Origin of the sequence: Alcanivorax sp. HI0007, from assembly GCF_001635525.1 — a bacterium.
In the GTDB taxonomy this organism is placed as follows: Bacteria; Pseudomonadota; Gammaproteobacteria; order Pseudomonadales; family Alcanivoracaceae; genus Alcanivorax.
In genome coordinates this window covers 1-18,422 of record NZ_LWEJ01000064.1, presented here as the reverse complement: position 1 = coordinate 18,422, position 18,422 = coordinate 1, and the positions used below count along the sequence as shown (strand labels likewise).

Below are 18,422 nucleotides of genomic sequence, written 5' to 3'. Positions count from 1 at the left end.
CCGATGGATTGTCATATCTCGATCCCCCTTGAGGGGACATTTTCAACACCGTGCCTGGATTGCGAGCCAGCCTGAAAGACTGACACGCAAGCGGCTTTTCAACAGCCTGCTCGAGGCCGCATTGTGACGATTCGCTCGGCAGGATGCCAGTAGCAGCCAGGATTACCGGTTGGGGTAGGCCAGCTTGTCGATGGCTTCCAGCTCCCAGCGGTCCACCGGGGTGTCCTCGTCCGGGTGGCGACTGACCACGGCAAAGGGATAGTCCTTGCCGGCGGGTACATACATTTGCAGATCAATCGGCTGCTGGTAGATCACCGTGCACTCGCTCCCTGTCTCCGGGCAGGACAGGGCCCGGGCAAGAAGGGTGACGGCCGCCACATTCATTTCACTGCGATTGGCCAGATTACCGGTGAGCCGTACGCCGGATTCGGAAGCGAGACTGCCTTTCAATGTCACCACGATGCCGTCCGGAGGAAGGCGAACCTGATCATCACGGCCACCGTGCCAAACGCCAATGCCGAGCACCAGCAGTCCTGCCAACACCAGGCTCAGCACCAGATAAAACGGTCGGCGTCCCCACTGCCAGCTTCCCCACAGCAGAACAGTCACAGCGATAATGACAGTCAATACCAGTAATAGGCGCATTTATTCTCCAGAATTGCAGACCTCGCACTCCCTGATTCATATAATCCCGGGAGTCATATGTAAAGGAGTAGACCATGCTGATTGTCGTATCCCCGGCAAAGACCCTGGATTACGAGAGCGAATTGCCCGCGCTGAAAACGACCCAGCCCCGTTTGCTGGACGACAGCGAAGTGCTGATCGAGCGCGCGCGCCAGCTTTCCCCGGCCGATGTCAGCAGTCTGATGAGTGTCAGTGACAAAATCGCACATTTGAACGTGGAACGGTTTGCCCAATGGCAACGACCGTTCAACAACCGTAACGCCCGACCGGCAGCATTTGCTTTCAAGGGTGATGTCTATACCGGCCTTGAAATCGACACCTTTACCGATAACCAGCTCAAGGAAGCGCAGAATTCGTTTCGCATGCTGTCGGGACTGTATGGTGTGCTTCGTCCACTGGACCTGATGCAGCCATACCGGCTGGAAATGGGAACCCGGCTGGACAATCCTCGCGGCAAGGACCTTTACACCTTCTGGGGGGACATTATCACCGAACAGCTGAACAAGGATATGAAAACGGCAAAAACCGACGTGCTGCTGAATCTGGCGTCCAATGAGTACTTCAAATCGGTGAAAAAGCAATCCATCAACGGCCGTATCATTGAGCCGGTGTTCCAGGACGAGAAAAACGGCAAGTACAAGGTGATCAGTTTCTACGCCAAGAAGGCCCGCGGATTAATGGCGGCGTGGGTCATCAAGAAGGGCATCAAGGATCCAGCAAAGCTGAAGAATTTTGATGTGGCCGGTTATCGTTTCTACGCGGAGGAATCCAAAGCGGAAAAACCGGTATTTCGGCGGCAAGAGCAGTAGGGATTTCAGTTGTGAGTCGCGAGGTTCGAGTTACGAAAGGCAAAAAACGGGTTCTATTGTGGCTTTTGCATTTCGAACCTCGAACCTCGTAACTCGAACCTAGAAATGATTATTTCCCGTCTTCGAATTCGCTACGGGCGGCAAGAAGGCCGGTTTTCAAACCATCCCAGGCCAGCTCCACACCGGCTTTGATGTCTTGCCAGGCATCCTCGCCGTGGGATTCCAGTTTTTCCAGTTTCGCTTCCAGCGCGTCGCGGCGTTCTTCAATGTCAGCAATTCTCTGCTTGGCTTCCGCGCGCCACTCGTCTCGCTTGTCACCCAGTCGCGCGGTCAGCCGATCCAGTTGATAATCCCAGTCTTCCAGCTTTTGGCGAATGCTGTCGGCAAAATCCTTCTTGTCTGTCATCGTAAGGTTCTCCTGAATCAGGCTTGCCAGGGACCCTGGAAGCCTTCGGGTTTGATCACCAGCACATCGGCGCTGGCACGGGTAATTACAGATTCCGCAGTGGCACCCAGCAATACCCGCTCCGGCAGGTTGCGGTGCACGGTGCCGACCACCAGCACATCCATGTCCTGGTCGTCACAATATTTGCCCAGGGTTGCTGCGACCAGGCCGGTAAGGGTCGTCATTTGATCCGGCCCAAGCCCATGGGCGGCGCCGAATTTCAGAAAGCGCTCCCGGTAGAAGCGACGCATCTCATCCATGCCACCGGCGTAATCCGGGATTGCCTCGCCCACCAGCATAATCATGCTGTCGTCCATTTCATCCAGGACATGGCAAGCGCGCAGGCTCCCACCCAGGTGGAGGGCAATCTCATTTGCCGCATCAAGCACCCGAATGGCCAGCGGGTCGTCCTGCTGCGCCTCGTTGCCCGGGTCAAGGGCAGCCAGCACCCTCGGCGATGAGGACCAGGCACGACCATGGACGCACAGCACCGGACAGGGTGCCTTGCGGATCAGCTGCCAATCCCGGGGGGTAAACAGGTGCCGGCGAAGCCCGGTTTCCGCGCTGGTGTGGACCACGACCATGCCGGGTTGCAGGGCAATAATGCTATCGCGCAGCGCCTCCATGCTGTCTTTCTGCCAGAGAATGGAAAGTTCGCCATCCTCCCGGTCCGTCAGATGGCGGATCCGTTTCTCCCAGGCGCCATGAATTTGCTGCCTGGCGGCGTTTTGCCGCTCCTGGGCGATACCGACAGCCCGAACCATGGCAGACGAATAGGCATTGACCAGCACATGCAGTGGCCGCTGACTGGCATCCGCAATTTGCTGCGCCTTGTGCAGCGCCGGTTGGGGCGCTTTCAGGTCACTATCGAGAATGGCCAGAACGGGGGCGTTCACAGAGTGGCCTCCAGATTTTGCCGCTCACCGCAAAGGCTGCGGCGATCCAGGATTTCCACTTCCCGGCCTTCCACGCGCAGCCATTCGTTCTGCTGGAAACGGGTAAAAATACGGCTGACCGTTTCCACCGCCAGGCCCAGGTAGTTGGCGATGTCGTAGCGGGACATGGGCAGGCGAAAAACCCGCTCACTGAGCCCGCGCCGCTGGTGGCGCGCTGACATGGACAGTAGTAGCGATGCCACACGATCATCCGCGTTCTTCTTGCTGAGCAGCATGTGCAGCTCACGGTCGGAGCGGATTTCGTTGCTCATCAAGCTGAAGAAATGGTGTTGCAGCGTGGGAATCCGCTGGGACAACATTTCCAGTTTGGAGAAGGGGATTTCGCACACCGTGGCCGTTTCCAGGGCCTTGGCGTTGGAAACATGGTGAGCGGTGCTGATGCCATCCATACCGAGCACTTCCCCGGGCAGATAAAACCCGGTGACTTGCTCGTCGCCTTCATCGCTGAGCACATAGGTTTTCAGCGCGCCGGAGCGGACCGCGTAGACCGCCTGGAAATCATCCGCCGCGCGAAACAGGTGCTCGCCGCGCTTCAGGGGGCGGCCCCGGTGAATGATGCGATCCAGCTCGTCAAGCTGTGCCGGCGCCACTGCCAGAGGAAGACAGATGGGGCTCAGACTGCAATCATTGCAGGAAACATGGTGAGACACGGTGCGACTCCGGTTGATAGCTGCGTAGTGCAAATTTCACCTTACAGTATAGGGCAGGGTGAACAACAAACGTACAAGGTTCAGATGATACGACTGAAGCGATGTCTGGCTTCGTTCTGGGTATAACGGTCAAACGGCATCACCAGTGCCCGGCTGACCAGTCGGCCCCGGTCCGTGATCACCAGACGGTGCTGATCGACCCGGACCAGCCCCTGCGCCTCAAATTCCACCCATGCCCCCAGAGCGTCCACAAAGTAGTCGGGAAAATTGATCTGCCACTGTTCGCTGAACAGCTTCATATCCACATACAGGTCGCACAGTAGTCGCATGATCAGATCCCGTCGCATCTGGTCGTCGCGATCCAGCAGATAGCCCTGCTCAATGGGAGAATGACCCTGATCAATGGCGTCAGACCACTGACTTAATGATTTCATGTTCTGGGCATAAAGGTTGCCGATCTGACTGATCGCGCTGACCCCAAAACCCAGCAGATCCGCATCGCCATGGAGGGTGTATCCCTGGAAATTGCGATGCAGCAGGCCATTGCGCTGGGCGACGGCAATTTCATCATTTTCCAGGGCAAAGTGATCCATACCGATAAACACATAACCGGCATCCTGCAGAATCCTGCCAGCCCGAACAAACATGGCCAGCTTTTCATCCGGGCTCGGCAGAGCCATGTCGGGAATCTGACGCTGAATCTTGAATCGCGCCGGCAGATGGGCGTAATTGTAGAGCGAGATACGATCCGGTCGCAGATCGGCAATTTGCTCCAGGGTCCTGGCCAGACTGGACTCTGACTGCCAGGGCAGACCGTAAATAAGATCGGTATTGATGGATTTGAAGCCGAAGTCCCGTGCCCATTCCATGGTCTGGCGAATCATTTCATAGGGCTGGACGCGATTGACGGCCTGCTGCACGCGAAGATCCAGATCCTGGACACCCAGACTGATGCGATTGAAACCCAGACCACGCAGCAGGCCCAGGCGCGCCTGATCCACGGTTCGTGGATCAATCTCGATGGCATAGTCGCCACGGTCGTCTTCGCGCAAGGTGAAGTGCCGGGCCATGTAATAGACCAGTTCGGTGATCTGGGCATCGCTCAGAAACGTGGGTGTGCCACCGCCCCAGTGGATCTGGGTCACCGGACGCTGGCTATCCACCTGGGCAGCGCGACGGCCGATTTCCTGCTTCAGCCGGCTCAGGTATTCCGCCGCCCGGCCGCGATTGGCGGTGACGATACGGTTGCAGGCGCAGTAGTAACAGACCGTGCTGCAAAAGGGCACGTGCACATACAGGGAAAGAGGGCGACGGGCGGCATTTCCGGCGGCAATGGCCCGGGAACACTCTTCCTCACTGATCTCTTCATGGAATTGCGGCGCAGGGGGATAAGAGGTGTAACGCGGTCCCGGACCGCCATACTGGCTGATCAATGCTTTGTCCCAGGTGGCCACACTCTCTCTCCTGTTGAGTGGTTTTGCCCATTATGGCCAGCTGTCAGGGCCCAATGTTGACCTGGATCAAGGGTCGGAATGATGGTGCTGATGGTGGTGAGACGTATCGGAGGCGGGCCCTGTGGCACCATGATGGCCAGCGTGACCGCCCTGACCCATGGACCAGGCCTGCCAGAAGAACACCAGGGCCAGCATCAGAGTCAGACAAGCCGCTACCTTGGGCCATGGCCCGGAACGAAAGCGCTGCAGCTGGGAGGCGATAACGCCAGTGGTGGCCACCGGCACCACGGTGACGACGCCAAAGCAGAGCATGACAAGGGCGCCTGACAACGCGCTGCCAGAGGTGATGGACAACGCCAGCGCCGTGTACACCAGCCCGCAGGGCAGCAGCCCCCATAGCCCGCCAAGTGCCAGGGCTTTTATCGGGTGATCCACGGGCAGCAGACGACGGGTCAGCGGCTGCAGGCGACGCCATAATCCGGCACCGACGCCCTCCAGTTTCTTCAGCAACACGCCGCGCCCTAACAGATACCCGCTGAGCAGCAGCATCAGGATCCCGGACAGGGCCAGACCCACCGCCATGGAGGGCCCGGGCAGCCAGTCCAGCAGGGTCTTGCCCAGCGTTCCTGCCAGGCTCCCGAGCAGCACATAGGTGGATACCCGGCCGGTGCCAAACAGTAACTGCCAGCCCCAGAGGGCTTTGCCCCGTCGTTGTGGCTCCGGAATCGAGAAAGTCAGGGCACTGCTAATGCCGCCACACATGCCGATACAGTGAACACTGCCGGCACTGGCCAACAGCATGGCACTGGCCAGCAATGCCAGCAGGGACTGCGAGGCTTCCGGCATCATCACTCCCTGTCGCCCCTTTCATTCCTTTCGTCCCTGTCAGCCGCCGTGTCATCACGTGTCCCCGGGACGCTTTTGCGCTGCTCCCGGTCTTCGAACACCACGCGCCAGGAGGCATTCTCCAGGTCATCAAACTGATCCTTGCGCAGGGCCCAGAAGAGCGCCCAGATAGCTCCGCCCAGAAACAGCAAGGCCAGAGGTATCAACAGGAGGACAATTTCCATCGGCTAACCCGTGTTGCGTTGAGGGTGACCAGTAGCGAGCTGGCAGACATGCCCAGGGCTGCTGCCCAGGGCGGAATCCAGCCGGCGACAGCAAAGGGAACCGCCAGCAGATTGTAGAGCAGGGCCCAGGTCAGGTTCTGCCGAACGATGCGTCGGCAACAGCGGGCCAGCGCGGGCAGGGCAGGAATGGCATGCAGGTTATCCTGAAGCAGATACAGGCCTGCCGCCCGCTGGGCCAGGCTGGTGGCGTTGGCTGTGGCCACCGACACGGCTGCAGCGAGCATGGCCTGGGCATCGTTGATGCCGTCACCGACCATCATCTGGGGCCTGTCGGCTTGCAGTTCCGTGAGCCAGCGGGTTTTGTCCGCGGGTTGCATGCCGGCATGCCACTGCTCCAGCGACAATGCCCGAGCCACCGGCTCGGCGGCAGCCGCAGTATCGCCGGTTGCCATGCGTACCTGCAGACCCTGAGCCCGGAGTGCCTGGGTAACCGCCACGCTTTCCTGGCGAAGACTGTCCTGTAGCCATAGATACAACTGCACTGTGTGGTCACAGGTGAGTTGCAGGCAGGTGGTGCCCGGGCGCGCCTGCTCTGGCGCACCACTGATACGCCATTGCTGTCCGTGACGGACACCACTGATACCGTTGCCGTCCGGCTGGACAGTGGTGACCTGGGGATCCCGCTCCATGTCACGGAAAGCCTGTGCCAGCGGATGCGGGTTATTCCATTCCAGGGCGGCGACAATGGCAAGCAGCTCGGGCTCCGAAACGCTGCCAAGTGTTTGGCTCTCTACAAGGGAAAAGGCGCCCTTGGTCAGGGTGCCGGTCTTGTCGAACAGCACGCCGCCAATCTGCGGCAGTCGCAACAGCTGGCGAGGCGATGCCACCAGCACGCCTTCGCGCAAGGCGGTCCCCAAAGTGGCCGAGAGCGTCAGTGGCACCGCCAGGGCCAGGGCGCAGGGGCAGGTAATCACCAGTACCGCCAGGGTATGATCAAAGGCCTCGCCAGGCCCGGCGGGCCAATGCCACACCAGGGTAAAGGTGGCCAGGAACAACACGGCAGCGGTAAAGAGCGGGGCAATACGATGCCAGTCGCGAACCACGTCCAGTCGCTCGCGGCTGGCCAACTCCACCTGCTCGGCGATACGGGCAATCTGACTGTGATCAGCAGCGCACTCGGCCTCCAGAGTGATTGCCCCCTCTTGCAGGCGGGCGCCGGCCACCAGGCGTGCATCATGGCCCCGATTGACGGGCAGGGACTCCCCGGTGAGTGCCGCTTCATCGAAACTGCCCTGGCCATCGACAATGCGGCCATCCACCGGAATCACATCCCCCTGTATCAGCAGCAATCGGTCACCGGCCGTCACCTGACGCAGGCTGACCCACTCTGGCTGATCCCCACGCAGTCGCCGAACCGCCCGGGGCAGGGTATCGCCAAGCCGAGCATACCCGGCATGGATCGCCTGGCGCTGCCGGTGCTCCAGCCAGCGGCTGATCAACAGGAAGAAAACGAACATGGCAGCGGAGTCGAAGTAAACATGGCTACCGCCGGCGAACATGGCAACCAGGCTGCCGCCCCAGGCCAGAAACAGGGCCAACGCGATGGGGGTGTCCATGGTCAGGTTGATATTGCGCAGCCCTCGCCAGGCGCCCTGAAAGAAAGGCCAGCCGGCGTAAAACACCACCGGCGTTGCGACAAGGAAACTGGCCAGCCGGAAGACCCACTCATAAATCGCATCGGAGCCATCAAACACGCCGATATACAGGGCCATGGAATACATCATGGCCTGCATGGCGCCCAGACCCGCCAGTATCAGCCGGCCCAGGAGCCGTTTGTGCTCCCGCCGGTTGGCGGCACTGGCAGCGGGGTCGCCGGGCAGGCTCACGCCATAACCCAGCTGTTGGATACGACGGGCGGTTTCACGGGCCTGGGGAGTGCCCTGATAGTCCACGGTCAGTGTCATGCCCGCCAGATTGACGCTGGCGCGCTTCACACCCGGTTGTGCGGAAAGCGTTTTTTCGATCAGCCAGCTGCAGGCGGCACAGGTGAGGCCACTAAGCTGCAGTCGCAGACGCTGGCCATCCGGTAGCGGGGTAGAGTGTGGCGCGAGCAGATCGGCAATGTCGAACAGGGCCAGATCCAGTTCAGCACGGCGAGCATCCGGCGCCGGAGCATCGTCCTGGCGGATTCGGTAGTAATCATCCAGCCCCATGCCATAAATGGTTTCAATGGCTGCCGCACAGCCTGGGCAGCAGGCATCGCGCTTTCCTTCCGGGGTGCGCGCAATGAAGGCGCCAGAAGGGGCAGGTTGCCCGCAGTGCCAGCAGGGAGGGGCGAGTCGCTGGTTCATGGTGTCGTAACGTGACCCAGACTCATGGTGCCGTCTTCAATGGTGCCGTTCTGGTACAAACGCCAGTGGCCCTCCGGCGTGGATGCGGTAGCGATAAAACGCCCGGACGCAGGCAGGACACCATCGCCCCGAAATACTCCGCTGCCCTGATGATGCAGCGTCAGCAAGACATCCTTTTCCTTGAGGGTCGGGTGACGAAGTGCCACCTTGATCATCGCCGGCGCCGGGATGCCGGCGTCGCTGGTCAACCTGGCCTGCACCCCTGCACCCACCTGGGACAGTACCAGGCCAATGCCCAGGCGCGCGGCAATCTGTTCCTGCTCCATGGAGCGGTTGATGCCGCGGCCTTCCTTGTACCACTCGTCCACCACGGGAGCGTCTGCATTGATCACAGCGATATACAGGGTGGTCAGGCCGGCAACCACCGAGCTGGCGGGCAGCAGAATGGCCAGCCACAACAGCGGATACCGGTACCAGGGGCGATCATCCACGGGGGGTGATGAAACGTGATTCATGCTGCTTCTCCAGGTCAGGGTCGTCCAGTGACCTTACTGAAAACCAGATGGTGGATGAGGGCATCTCCACCTCATAGGGGTCGTAACTGACGGTGACCGGCAAGGATAAATGCTGGCCGGGCTGAATGGTAAATTCGGTACGGTTCTCCATGCGCAGCCCCTCAGGGCCTTCCAGAGTCAGTGTGTAGCGGTGGGCATCCTGACCCTTGTTGAGAATTTCCAGTCGATAGACATTTTCCACGCGCCCACTGCTGGCAACCCGGAACAGCTGATTACGATCGCGCAATACATCGACCTGCAGGGGCACCCGATTATAGAGAGTGACCATGAACAGGGTGGCCATGGCCAACAACACCATCCCGTAGCCGACCAGACGCGGACGAATGACCCGGGATTCCTTGCCCTCCAGGGCATTCTCGGTGGTATAGCGGATTAACCCCCGGGGCTTGTCGATATGGTCCATCACATCGTCGCAGGCGTCGATGCAGGCCGCGCAGGTAATGCATTCATATTGAAGACCATCGCGAATATCAATGCCGGTAGGGCAAACCTGGACACACAGTCCGCAGTCAATGCAGTCGCCTTTTTCGACTTCCTGTGTGCCTTGTTGCCGCTTTTTGCTGCCTCGACCACGGGGTTCGCCCCGGGCTTCATCATAGGAAACGATGAGGGTTTCGCGATCGAACATGACGCTCTGGAAACGGGCATAGGGGCACATGTACAGACACACCTGTTCGCGCATGAACCCGGCATTCATATAGGTGGCAACGGTAAAAAAGGCCACCCAGAACAGCTCCCAGCCTCCCCAGCTGAAGCTGAAGATGCGCACGGTGAGATCCGTGATGGGGGAGAAGTAACCGACAAAAGTGAGACCGGTAAGAAACGCCAGGGCCAGCCACATGACATGCTTGCTGCCACGGCGCAGCACTTTGCTCAGGGTCCAGGGAGCCTCATCCATCTTGATGCGGCTGTGCCGGTCACCTTCAAACAACTGCTCAATCCATTGAAAAAAGCGAGTCCAGGTCGTCTGCGGACAAACATAGCCGCAATAGACACGTCCGGCCAGAACCGTGAAGAAGAACAGGGCAAAAGCGGCAATGATCAAGGTCCAGGAAAGGAACAGGAAATCCTGCGGCCACAGCGTCAGACCGAAAATATGGAACTGCCGGTTGGGCAGGTCGAACAGTACCGCCTGCTGCCCGTCCCAGCGAACCCAGGGCAGAGCCAGGTAGAGCCCCATGGTGCTAAGGATGGTGAAATCCCGAATACGCTGGAAACGACCGCTGATGGATTTGACCTGTATCCGTTTGCGTTTGGCATAGAGACTGATGGGCCCCTGTGCTTCCGGGCTGTCATCAACGGTTTTGATGCGGTCGCGTTCACTCATTACGCACCTCGAAGGGGGCTGGCGTGATCCACCGACTGGCCTTGTCGGCGGCCCCTGTGGGGCCGCGACAATGGCCTGTCGTTACGGAGCTGGCTTGTGGGACAGGCTGTAAACGTAGGCCGCAATCACATGAATCTTTTCATCGCTGAGCAGATTCTCATGCTTGGGCATTTCCCCTTTGCGGCCTTTACGGATCGTCGTTTCGATATCCTCCAGTCGTGGACCGTAGAGCCAGGTGGTGTCAGTGAGGTTTGGCGCGCCCATGGCCTGAATCCCCTTGCCGTCTTGCCCATGACATGCGGCACAGACGGCAAATTTAGGCTTCGCCCGCTCAATGGCGGCGGCTTTTTGCGCATCCCTGGCAAGATCCGGCCGGCTCAGGCTTTGCACATAAATGGCCATGTCGCGCACGGCTTGATCGGTATTACCGATGGCCGCGGCCATGGGGGGCATCATGCCGGTACGCCCCTGGGCAATGCTGGTAATGATCTGCTTGGGTTCACCCCCATAGAGCCAGTCGTTATCTGCCAGGTTCGGATAGCCTTTGGCCCCACGGGCATCCGAGCCATGACAAATGGCGCAGTTATTGGCAAACAGCCGTCCCCCCACAGCCAGGGCTTCCGGGTACTCGATCAGTTCTTCCACCGGCACCTTGGCAAACTCTTCGAACAACGGGTCGGTTTGCCGCGCTACCAGGGTGACTTCCTTTTCATACTGGCCGGAACTGCTCCAGCCCAACAGGCCTTCAAACTTGCCCAGGCCCGGGTACAACGCCAGATAGATGCAGGCAAAGATCAGCGTGCCGATGAACAGGAACAGCCACCAGCGGGGCAGGGGCGCATTCCGTTCCTGAATCCCGTCAAAGCTGTGGCCAGTGGTTTCCTTGGCCGCTTCCTCCGGAGAAATCTGATTGTTCCACAGCAATAGCCCCGCACAGCCGAGCAGATTGATGGCAACAATAATGATGATGAACCAGCTCCAGAAATCACTCATTGCTCATCCCTCTCTTTGCGGCGATCAGCCTCAAGGGCCATGTGTGCGAGTTTTTCGTAGTCTTTCTTGCGGCTGGGCCGGTACACCCAGAGGGTCATTGCAATAAACGCCACAAAGAAGACCAGCGTGAACAGGGCTTGATAGCTCATTGTGAGGCCTCCTTACGTTCCTGGCCGAGGGAAAGCAGATAGGCAACCAGGGCATCTTCTTCCGTGGCATCGGCCCACTCACCCCCGATCTTGTTCAACTGCTCGGCAATGTCCTGGTCGCTGTAGGGGACGCCAAAGGTGTCCTTGAACAGTCGCAGGGTGCGTTCGGTATCACTCCAGTCCACCGGCGTTTCCTGCAACCAGGGGTAAGCGGGCATATTGGATTCCGGCACGACCTGGCGCGGATCACGCAGATGCTCACGGTGCCATTGCTCGGTGATCGGGCGCAGTCCCACCCGGGCCAGATCCGGGCCGGTACGCTTGGAGCCCCAGAGGAAGGGATGCTCCCACACGTCTTCGCCAGCCACGGAATAGGCGCCATAGCGTTCGGTTTCTGCACGCAGGGGCCGAACCATCTGCGTGTGGCAGACATGGCAGCCTTCGCGGATATAGATATCCCGGCCTTCCATTTCCAGGGCAGTGTAAGGCTCCAGGCTTTCCAGCGGCTCGGTGGTGGCTTTCTGCCAGAACAAGGGCACGATTTCCGCCAGGCCACCAAAACTTACCGCGATCAATGTCAGCACGATCATCAGGCCGACATTCTTTTCCACTCTTTCATGGGCATTGGACATGTCGGTCTCCTCAGGCAGCCTGCAGCACGTTGTTGTCACCGCGGGTGTCACGTTCGCCAACGATGGTCTTGTAGACATTGACGGCCATCAGCACCATGCCGGCGAAGAACACCACCCCACCCAGCAGACGGATGGCGTAGAACGGTTGCCGCTCTACCAGTTCCTGCACGAAGTTGTAGGTGAGGGTGCCATCCGTATTCACTGCCCGCCACATCAGGCCCTGCATAATCCCGGACACCCACATGGAGGCGATGTACAACACGGTACCGATGGTGCTCAACCAGAAGTGGGCATTGATCCAGCCAACGGAATACATCTGTTTGCGATCGAACAGGCGGGGAATCATCACGTAGATGGCACCAATGGTGATCATGGCCACCCAGCCCAGCGCGCCGGAGTGCACATGGCCGATCGTCCAGTCGGTATTGTGACTCAAGGCGTTGACCGTCTTGATGGACATCATCGGGCCTTCGAAGGTGCTCATCCCGTAGAAGGACAGGGCCACGATCATGAAGCGGATGATCGGATCCGTGCGCAACTTATGCCAGGCCCCGGACAGGGTCATCATGCCGTTGATCATGCCGCCCCAGCTGGGCGCCAACAGGACGATAGAGAACACCATGCCCACGGACTGGGCCCAGTCGGGCAGGGAGGAGTAGTGCAGGTGGTGGGGGCCGGCCCACATATACACGGCGATCAGGGCCCAGAAATGGACGATGGAAAGCCGGTAGGAATAGACCGGTCGCTGGGCTTGTACCGGCACATAGTAGTACATCATGCCCAGGAAGCCTGCGGTCAGGAAAAAGCCCACCGCATTGTGCCCGTACCACCACTGCACCATGGCATCGATGGACCCGGAGTAGACGGAGTAGGACTTCATCGCCGAGACGGGAATGGCGATGTTGTTGATCACATGGAGCAGGGCTACCGCAATGATAAAGGCGCCGTAGAACCAGTTGGCCACGTAAATATGGGGTTGTTTGCGTCGCGCAATGGTGGCGAAGAAAACGATGGCATAGGCCACCCAGACCAGGGTGATCAGGATATCAATGGGCCATTCCAGCTCGGCGTATTCCTTGCTGCTGGTATAGCCCATGGGCAAGGTGATGGCCGCGGCCACAATCACCGCCTGCCAGCCCCAGAAAGTGAAAGCAGCCAGCCTGGGAAACGCCAGGGTTGCCTGGCAGGTACGCTGCACCACATAGTAACTGGTGCCGATGAGGGCGGAGCCACCAAAGGCAAAAATCACCGCATTGGTGTGCAGCGGCCGTAACCGGCCGAAGCTGAACCAGGGTAATTCAAAATTGAGGACAGGCCAGGCAAGCTGGGCGGCGATAATGACCCCCACCAGCATACCCACAATCCCCCAGACAACCGACATGATGGTGAATTGCCGAACCACCGTGTAGTTATACGATGGTGAAACTGCGGAGTGTTCCATGTGCGTTCCCTTCCGAATGATGCGCCGGGAGACGATACCAAGCGTGTTCCCCGGCTTTCTTGATATAGATCAACTGCGCCGTTCGTAATCCTGGGACAAAATGTCTCACCCATCCTGGGATAGGCACATGACCTTTGTGGATAATTTTGGCGCTGTCGTCAACCGTCGGAAGGAAACGTTGCGGGATCAGGTCCTCTTTCTGAAAAGTGAAAGCACCAGGGCGGTGAGCGCTGGCAGGAAGGTGATGGTCACAATGGCGGTGCCGAGCAGCCCGAACAGGACGATGGCGCCGACGCCCCGATAAAGCTCGGTGCCCTCACCGGGAATCAGCACCAGCGGCGCCAGGCCGCAGACCGTGGTAATGGTGGTCATGGCGATGGGGCGCAGCCGTGATGCCACGGCGTCGTTGACGGCCTCCACGGCACTCATGGCCTTTTCCCGGAAATTCAGTGTTGCCTGATGGACGATCAGGATGGGGTTGTTCACCACGGTGCCCATCAGAATCAGGAAACCGAGCATGGTAATCATGTCGAAGGGCTGGGTGAGCGGTGGCAGACCGAGAAGCGGAAGCAGCGCGCCCACGCCATTCATCATCGCCAGGCCCAGCAGGCCGCTGGCAATACCCAGTGGAATCGTGGTCATGATCAGCAACGGGAAGCCCCAGTGGGTAAAAATCGCCACCAGCAAGAGATAGACCAGCAACAGGGCGACCACATAATTTCCGGACAGGGATTCCTGGGTGGCCTGTAACTGGTCGCTGGCGCCGGACAGGGTGATGCTGATGGTATCCGGAATTTCCCCCGCATCACGCAACTGCTGGATCATGGCGCGCACCCGGCTGACACCGGTTTCCAGGGCCACACCACGGGGCGGGATGATATTCAGGGTCACCGTGCGTCGACCGTTGACCCTCCGTACCACACTGGTGTCTACGGTTTCTTTCAGGGTGGCCAGCGAAGACAGCGGCACGGTGGCGCCAATCGGCGTGTGCACCGGCAGGCCGGGCAGGGCGGCCAGGTCTGGCCGGGTGCCGGTACGCTGGCTGTAGGCATAAATGTCGATCTTGTCGTCACCCAGGAAAAATTCATCCAGGTAGGCGCCATCAGTGAGCGCGGCCACGGTAAAGCCGAGAGCCTGCGTGGAAAACTGCACTTCGGCAGCACGGCTCCAGAGCGGATGGACCTCTATCAACGGCTGGGCCAAGGACAGGCTGGCGGGTTGCGACTGGATACGCGGGTTATCGAAAACCCGTTCGGCCTCTCGCTCAAGACGCGAGGCCACCGTGTAGATTTCCGCCAGGTCCGCCCCGGCCACATCCAGCGTGACGCTGCGGGTACCCCCATCATTACTGGAAATAATCGAGCCCCGGGCGGCAAAAGCGCCCATGCCGGGATAGCGGCGATACACCTGGGTAATGCTGTCCATCATCGCTTCCATATGGGCCGGGTCCACCGGCTCGGCAATGATGCGCAAGCGCTCGGCATCCACGCCCATATTCAGGTATTTCAGGGGTGGCATGGCCAGTTTGCCAGCGTCATAGTCTGCCGGGTCCGCGCCCACCAGCGGCAAGAATTCCGCTTCCACCTCGTCGGCAATGGCTGCCATGGTGCTGAGGTTGTAGCCGGGTGGTGCGCTCATACTGGCAAAGGTTTTCGGCTCCTCGCCCTCCGGCAGATATTCCGCCGGCGGCGTCAGGAACAGCACAATAGCGCCCCCGATCAGCACGGTTGCCACCAGGGTGGCCACTTGCCGGGGCCGGCTACTGGAGAGGCGGGCGGAAAGCCGGTGCAGGGCGGTCATCCATCGGCTGTGCTGACCGTCATGGGCCACCACCGCACTGAAATCCAGACGGGCGGAGAGGGTGGGGATCACTGTCATGGCCACCAGCATGGAGACCAGAATCGACGCGGATACGGCGATGGCGATATCCGAGTAGAGCTGGCCGGCCTCTTCCTGGATAAAGACCACCGGCAGGAACACCAGCACCGTGGTCATGGTAGAGGCGAACACCGCCGGCCATACCTTCTGGATACCGCTCACCGCCGCACGAAAGCGATCGTGCCCTTTGCGTCTTTCCATCTCGATGCTTTCCAGCACCACAATGGAGTTATCCAGGGTCATGCCGATGGCAAAGGCGATCCCGGCCAGGGAAATCACATTGATGGTGCGCCCGGCCAGTAGCAGCCCCAGAAACGCGGCAATGGTACAGATGGGAATACCAATCACGCCCACGGCGGTGATCTTCACCGAGCGCAAAAACAGGAACATGACCAGGGTGGCAAAGGCGGCGCCAATGGCCAGATTGGTCCACACATTGGCCACCGATGCTTCCACGTAACGCACGTCGTCGGCGATCAGCGCGATCCGCATGCCGGCCGGCTCCAGCACCTCCCGATTGATCTGAGCCACCTGATCAAACATGGCGTACTTAATATCGATCACATTGGATCCGGTCTCCCGGCGCACCGCCAGGCTGATCACCGGCTCACCATTCACCCGCGACAGGCTGCGAACCGGGAAGTGATCCAGGACCACCGTGGCCACGTCCCCGAGACGCACCAGGGAATCACCGTTACGGGCCAGAATCAGCGCATTGAGGCTGTCGATATCCTTGAAACGCCCCACCGTACGCAGCAAATATCGGCGCTTGCCGCTTTCCAGCTCGCCACCGGAGACATCCCGGTTGCGTTCGCGCAGCGCATCGCGCACATCCACCACACCCAGGCCGAACTGGGCCAGCTTCTGCGCATCCAGCAGCAGCTGAACCTGTCGTTCCGCGCCGCCGCGGACTTCCACCTGGGACACCCCGGGTACGCTCTCCATTCGCGAGCGGACTTCGTCATCAATGAAGTCCTGCATCATGTCCATGTCCAGCCCGCGGGGATTGTCGGGCAGGGGAGAGACGCGGTAATACATGAAAGCGTTACTGGAAAACGAACTGGACAGAATCCGCGGTTGATCCACATTGTCGGGATAGGCGGGCACCTGACTGAGGGCATTATTGACCCGGATCAGCGCATCGGTGATATCCACACCGAACGGAAATTCCAGCTCGATTTCCGCTTCGCCGCTGCCGGCGGAGGAGGTCATACGCCTCAAGTTGGGCAGGTTGCGCAGGTATTCCTCCTGCTCAATAAGGATTTCCTTTTCCACATCCTGGGGGGTTGCGCCTGGCCAGCTGGTGACAACCGAGATGGTGCGGACCTCCAGATCCGGGATCATCTGTACCGGGATGCGCAAGGCTGCCAGCACCCCGAGCAGAGTGATGATCAGCACCACAACGGTCATCAGGGTGCCATGGCGAACGATCTTGTCGAACATCAGTCCACCACCCGAAGCTTGTCACCATCGCGCAGACTTTCATTGCCACGCACAACCACGCGATCACCGCTCGACAGGCCCTCAAGCACCGAAGCCTGCGGTGACTGCCCGGATGCAACCTTGACGACCTTGCGGCGCGCGACCAGATCGTCACCGTCACCCTCAGCCAGCCAGACGGTCACATTGCCCTGGCTGTCCTGGAGCAGGGCATCACGGGGCACCGTGGGGCGGGCATCCGCGGACAACATGCGCAGCCGGCCATTGATCGCCATCCCCGGGGTCAGGCCTTTTTCATCAATGCTGGCGCGTACCGTAAAGGTTCTCGCCGTGGGATCATTCACCGGCACAATGGCCGTGATTTTTGCGCTCATGGCATTGTTCGGGTCGTTCTGGCCTGCCAGCCAGACATCGATAGCCGTATCGCGTGAAAGCTGTGGAAAATAACGCTGGGGCACGGCAAAATCCGCGTGCAACGTATCGCTGCCGACCAGCTCGAAAACGGTGGTCCCGGGAGTGACCCATTCGCCAACCTCACTCAGTTTGGCGCTGATCACGCCGCTGAAGGGCGCTCGCAGGGTATGTCGCTTGATCAGCGCCTGCTGGCGTGCCATCTCCGCCTGACTGGCCGCCAGGGAAGACTCGGCCACCTGAACCTCGGATTCCAGACTGCGGACCTCACTGGCGGCAATGCTGCGCCGGGCGACCAGACTATTGGCTTCCTCAAGGCGCCGACGGGCATCGGCCAGCGTTGCCTGTTGCTGCTGATAGTTGGCCCGGGCACGTTGCAATTCCAGTCGATTGAGCTCCGCATCCAGCTCAATCAGTGCGGCGCCTGCCTCTACCTGATCGCCGATATCCACGAGCAGTTTGCTCACCAGACCCGACACCGACGCGGAAAGCCGGGCGGCACGATCTGCCACCAGCGTGCCGTTCACCAGCAGCGCATCCTGGGAGCGTGACAGAGTGACCGTCTCAAGAGAGACTGGCTTGCGATCATCCGCCTGTGCAGAAACAGCGAATGACAACAGCAACACAACCCGGAAAAGACGATGAGATAGCAGGGACAGTGACGGCATACGTGTCCTTGTGGTTATTTTCAGACTTAACGACAGCGCATACTTTAGCAGGGTAAAGGCAAGTCCGAGTGAATCGGGCGTAAGGATTGTAGGGATGCTGCCTGGATCAAGATAACTATAACTACGCATAATGTATATCTGGACTCATTAGAAACCCTGTCAATCACCCTGTAGAGGGAATTTAATTGCCCCTTTAGAGCCAAGTCAATCCTATGGAGTGAAAATATGGGTTATATTTGCCCTCAAAGCACAAATGAGGGTTACCAGAATGGCTCTAGGAGAGAATTTAAAGCGCCTGAGGAAGCTTGCAGGGTTAACTCAGGGGGAGCTGGCAGCAGTAGCAGACATGAAGCTGGGGCACATATCGAAACTTGAGCGCAACGAGACTGATGCCAAGGTATCGACCATCCATAAACTGATGGAAGCACTGAACTGTAGCGCCAACGATTTACTGCACGTGAAAGGTGAAGCCGGACTGTCTCAGATGCT

The 18,422-nt window shown here is 59.4% G+C and carries 18 protein-coding genes; 2 read left to right on the top strand and 16 right to left on the bottom strand.

Features of this window, described 5'->3' with window-relative positions; translation table 11 throughout:
• Positions 1-162 precede the first annotated feature (162 nt).
• Positions 163-645: a hypothetical protein gene (locus tag A3714_RS03165; RefSeq protein ID WP_062817322.1), complete on the bottom strand. Its 483-nt coding sequence runs from the start codon at positions 643-645 to the stop codon at positions 163-165.
• Between the two features lie 74 nt (positions 646-719).
• Between A3714_RS03165 and yaaA the strand changes: the two genes are divergently transcribed.
• On the top strand, positions 720-1,493 hold the full coding sequence (gene yaaA / locus A3714_RS03160) for a peroxide stress protein YaaA (protein ID WP_063509657.1): 774 nt from the start codon (positions 720-722) through the stop codon (positions 1,491-1,493).
• Positions 1,494-1,602: 109 nt separating this feature from the next.
• On the opposite strand, the gene A3714_RS03155 is transcribed toward yaaA, so the two are convergent.
• From A3714_RS03155 to A3714_RS03085, 15 genes are all read right to left on the bottom strand, one after another.
• A complete protein-coding gene (locus tag A3714_RS03155) occupies positions 1,603-1,899 on the bottom strand; it encodes a hypothetical protein (protein ID WP_062817324.1) in 297 nt (98 codons plus the stop codon).
• Between the two features lie 17 nt (positions 1,900-1,916).
• Positions 1,917-2,834, bottom strand: coding sequence for a universal stress protein (locus tag A3714_RS03150; RefSeq protein ID WP_063509656.1), 918 nt, complete (start codon positions 2,832-2,834; stop codon positions 1,917-1,919).
• Entirely contained in the window at positions 2,831-3,577 is a 747-nt protein-coding gene (gene fnr / locus A3714_RS03145; RefSeq protein WP_082844776.1) for a fumarate/nitrate reduction transcriptional regulator Fnr, read from the bottom strand. The genes A3714_RS03150 and fnr overlap by 4 nt, the downstream gene beginning before the upstream one ends.
• A 47-nt stretch (positions 3,578-3,624) precedes the next feature.
• Positions 3,625-4,998: an oxygen-independent coproporphyrinogen III oxidase gene (gene hemN / locus A3714_RS03140; RefSeq protein WP_062817326.1), complete on the bottom strand. Its 1,374-nt coding sequence runs from the start codon at positions 4,996-4,998 to the stop codon at positions 3,625-3,627.
• A gap of 66 nt (positions 4,999-5,064) precedes the next feature.
• Positions 5,065-5,847, bottom strand: coding sequence for a sulfite exporter TauE/SafE family protein (locus A3714_RS03135; protein WP_062817327.1), 783 nt, complete (start codon positions 5,845-5,847; stop codon positions 5,065-5,067).
• Positions 5,847-6,068: a cbb3-type cytochrome oxidase assembly protein CcoS gene (gene ccoS / locus A3714_RS03130; RefSeq protein WP_063509653.1), complete on the bottom strand. Its 222-nt coding sequence runs from the start codon at positions 6,066-6,068 to the stop codon at positions 5,847-5,849. The genes A3714_RS03135 and ccoS overlap by 1 nt, the downstream gene beginning before the upstream one ends.
• Positions 6,047-8,419: a heavy metal translocating P-type ATPase gene (locus tag A3714_RS03125; RefSeq protein WP_063525741.1), complete on the bottom strand. Its 2,373-nt coding sequence runs from the start codon at positions 8,417-8,419 to the stop codon at positions 6,047-6,049. The genes ccoS and A3714_RS03125 overlap by 22 nt, the downstream gene beginning before the upstream one ends.
• A complete protein-coding gene (locus A3714_RS03120; RefSeq protein WP_063509150.1) occupies positions 8,416-8,934 on the bottom strand; it encodes a FixH family protein in 519 nt (172 codons plus the stop codon). Before A3714_RS03120 ends, A3714_RS03125 begins: the two co-directional genes overlap by 4 nt.
• Complete coding sequence (ccoG, locus tag A3714_RS03115) at positions 8,903-10,321, bottom strand: cytochrome c oxidase accessory protein CcoG (RefSeq protein WP_063525740.1); 1,419 nt, start codon at positions 10,319-10,321, stop codon at positions 8,903-8,905. Before ccoG ends, A3714_RS03120 begins: the two co-directional genes overlap by 32 nt.
• Positions 10,322-10,402: 81 nt before the next feature.
• Positions 10,403-11,314 (bottom strand): cytochrome-c oxidase, cbb3-type subunit III, encoded by a 912-nt coding sequence (gene ccoP / locus A3714_RS03110; RefSeq protein WP_063508644.1) that lies wholly within the window; start codon positions 11,312-11,314, stop codon positions 10,403-10,405.
• Complete coding sequence (locus A3714_RS03105) at positions 11,311-11,463, bottom strand: cbb3-type cytochrome c oxidase subunit 3 (protein ID WP_062817332.1); 153 nt, start codon at positions 11,461-11,463, stop codon at positions 11,311-11,313. The genes ccoP and A3714_RS03105 overlap by 4 nt, the downstream gene beginning before the upstream one ends.
• On the bottom strand, positions 11,460-12,095 hold the full coding sequence (ccoO, locus tag A3714_RS03100) for a cytochrome-c oxidase, cbb3-type subunit II (protein ID WP_062817333.1): 636 nt from the start codon (positions 12,093-12,095) through the stop codon (positions 11,460-11,462). Before ccoO ends, A3714_RS03105 begins: the two co-directional genes overlap by 4 nt.
• A gap of 10 nt (positions 12,096-12,105) precedes the next feature.
• Positions 12,106-13,536: a cytochrome-c oxidase, cbb3-type subunit I gene (gene ccoN / locus A3714_RS03095; RefSeq protein ID WP_063508645.1), complete on the bottom strand. Its 1,431-nt coding sequence runs from the start codon at positions 13,534-13,536 to the stop codon at positions 12,106-12,108.
• Positions 13,537-13,722: 186 nt separating this feature from the next.
• Positions 13,723-16,857 carry an efflux RND transporter permease subunit gene (locus A3714_RS03090; RefSeq protein ID WP_063508646.1) on the bottom strand — a complete coding sequence of 1,045 codons (3,135 nt, stop codon included), beginning with the start codon at positions 16,855-16,857 and terminating at the stop codon, positions 13,723-13,725.
• Complete coding sequence (locus A3714_RS03085; RefSeq protein ID WP_063508647.1) at positions 16,857-17,933, bottom strand: efflux RND transporter periplasmic adaptor subunit; 1,077 nt, start codon at positions 17,931-17,933, stop codon at positions 16,857-16,859. Before A3714_RS03085 ends, A3714_RS03090 begins: the two co-directional genes overlap by 1 nt.
• Positions 17,934-18,201: 268 nt before the next feature.
• On the opposite strand from A3714_RS03085, the gene A3714_RS03080 reads away from it, so the two are divergent.
• Positions 18,202-18,422, top strand: a 221-nt coding sequence (locus tag A3714_RS03080; protein WP_197463351.1) for a helix-turn-helix domain-containing protein, incomplete at its 3' end; no start/stop codon positions are given.

Excerpts from the sequence above, each read along its gene's own strand:
- ccoG (WP_063525740.1), bottom strand. The coding sequence starts at position 10,321 with ATGAGTGAACGCGACCGCATCAAAACCGTTGATGACAGCCCGGAAGCA.
- A3714_RS03155 (WP_062817324.1), bottom strand. The coding sequence starts at position 1,899 with ATGACAGACAAGAAGGATTTTGCCGACAGCATTCGCCAAAAGCTGGAA.
- A3714_RS03090 (WP_063508646.1), bottom strand. The coding sequence starts at position 16,857 with ATGTTCGACAAGATCGTTCGCCATGGCACCCTGATGACCGTTGTGGTG.
- ccoO (WP_062817333.1), bottom strand. The coding sequence starts at position 12,095 with ATGTCCAATGCCCATGAAAGAGTGGAAAAGAATGTCGGCCTGATGATC.
- A3714_RS03085 (WP_063508647.1), bottom strand. The coding sequence starts at position 17,933 with ATGCCGTCACTGTCCCTGCTATCTCATCGTCTTTTCCGGGTTGTGTTG.
- A3714_RS03135 (WP_062817327.1), bottom strand. The coding sequence starts at position 5,847 with ATGATGCCGGAAGCCTCGCAGTCCCTGCTGGCATTGCTGGCCAGTGCC.
- A3714_RS03125 (WP_063525741.1), bottom strand. The coding sequence starts at position 8,419 with ATGAACCAGCGACTCGCCCCTCCCTGCTGGCACTGCGGGCAACCTGCC.
- ccoP (WP_063508644.1), bottom strand. The coding sequence starts at position 11,314 with ATGAGTGATTTCTGGAGCTGGTTCATCATCATTATTGTTGCCATCAAT.
- ccoS (WP_063509653.1), bottom strand. The coding sequence starts at position 6,068 with ATGGAAATTGTCCTCCTGTTGATACCTCTGGCCTTGCTGTTTCTGGGC.
- A3714_RS03120 (WP_063509150.1), bottom strand. The coding sequence starts at position 8,934 with ATGAATCACGTTTCATCACCCCCCGTGGATGATCGCCCCTGGTACCGG.
- A3714_RS03165 (WP_062817322.1), bottom strand. The coding sequence starts at position 645 with ATGCGCCTATTACTGGTATTGACTGTCATTATCGCTGTGACTGTTCTG.
- ccoN (WP_063508645.1), bottom strand. The coding sequence starts at position 13,536 with ATGGAACACTCCGCAGTTTCACCATCGTATAACTACACGGTGGTTCGG.
- A3714_RS03105 (WP_062817332.1), bottom strand. The coding sequence starts at position 11,463 with ATGAGCTATCAAGCCCTGTTCACGCTGGTCTTCTTTGTGGCGTTTATT.
- yaaA (WP_063509657.1), top strand. The coding sequence starts at position 720 with ATGCTGATTGTCGTATCCCCGGCAAAGACCCTGGATTACGAGAGCGAA.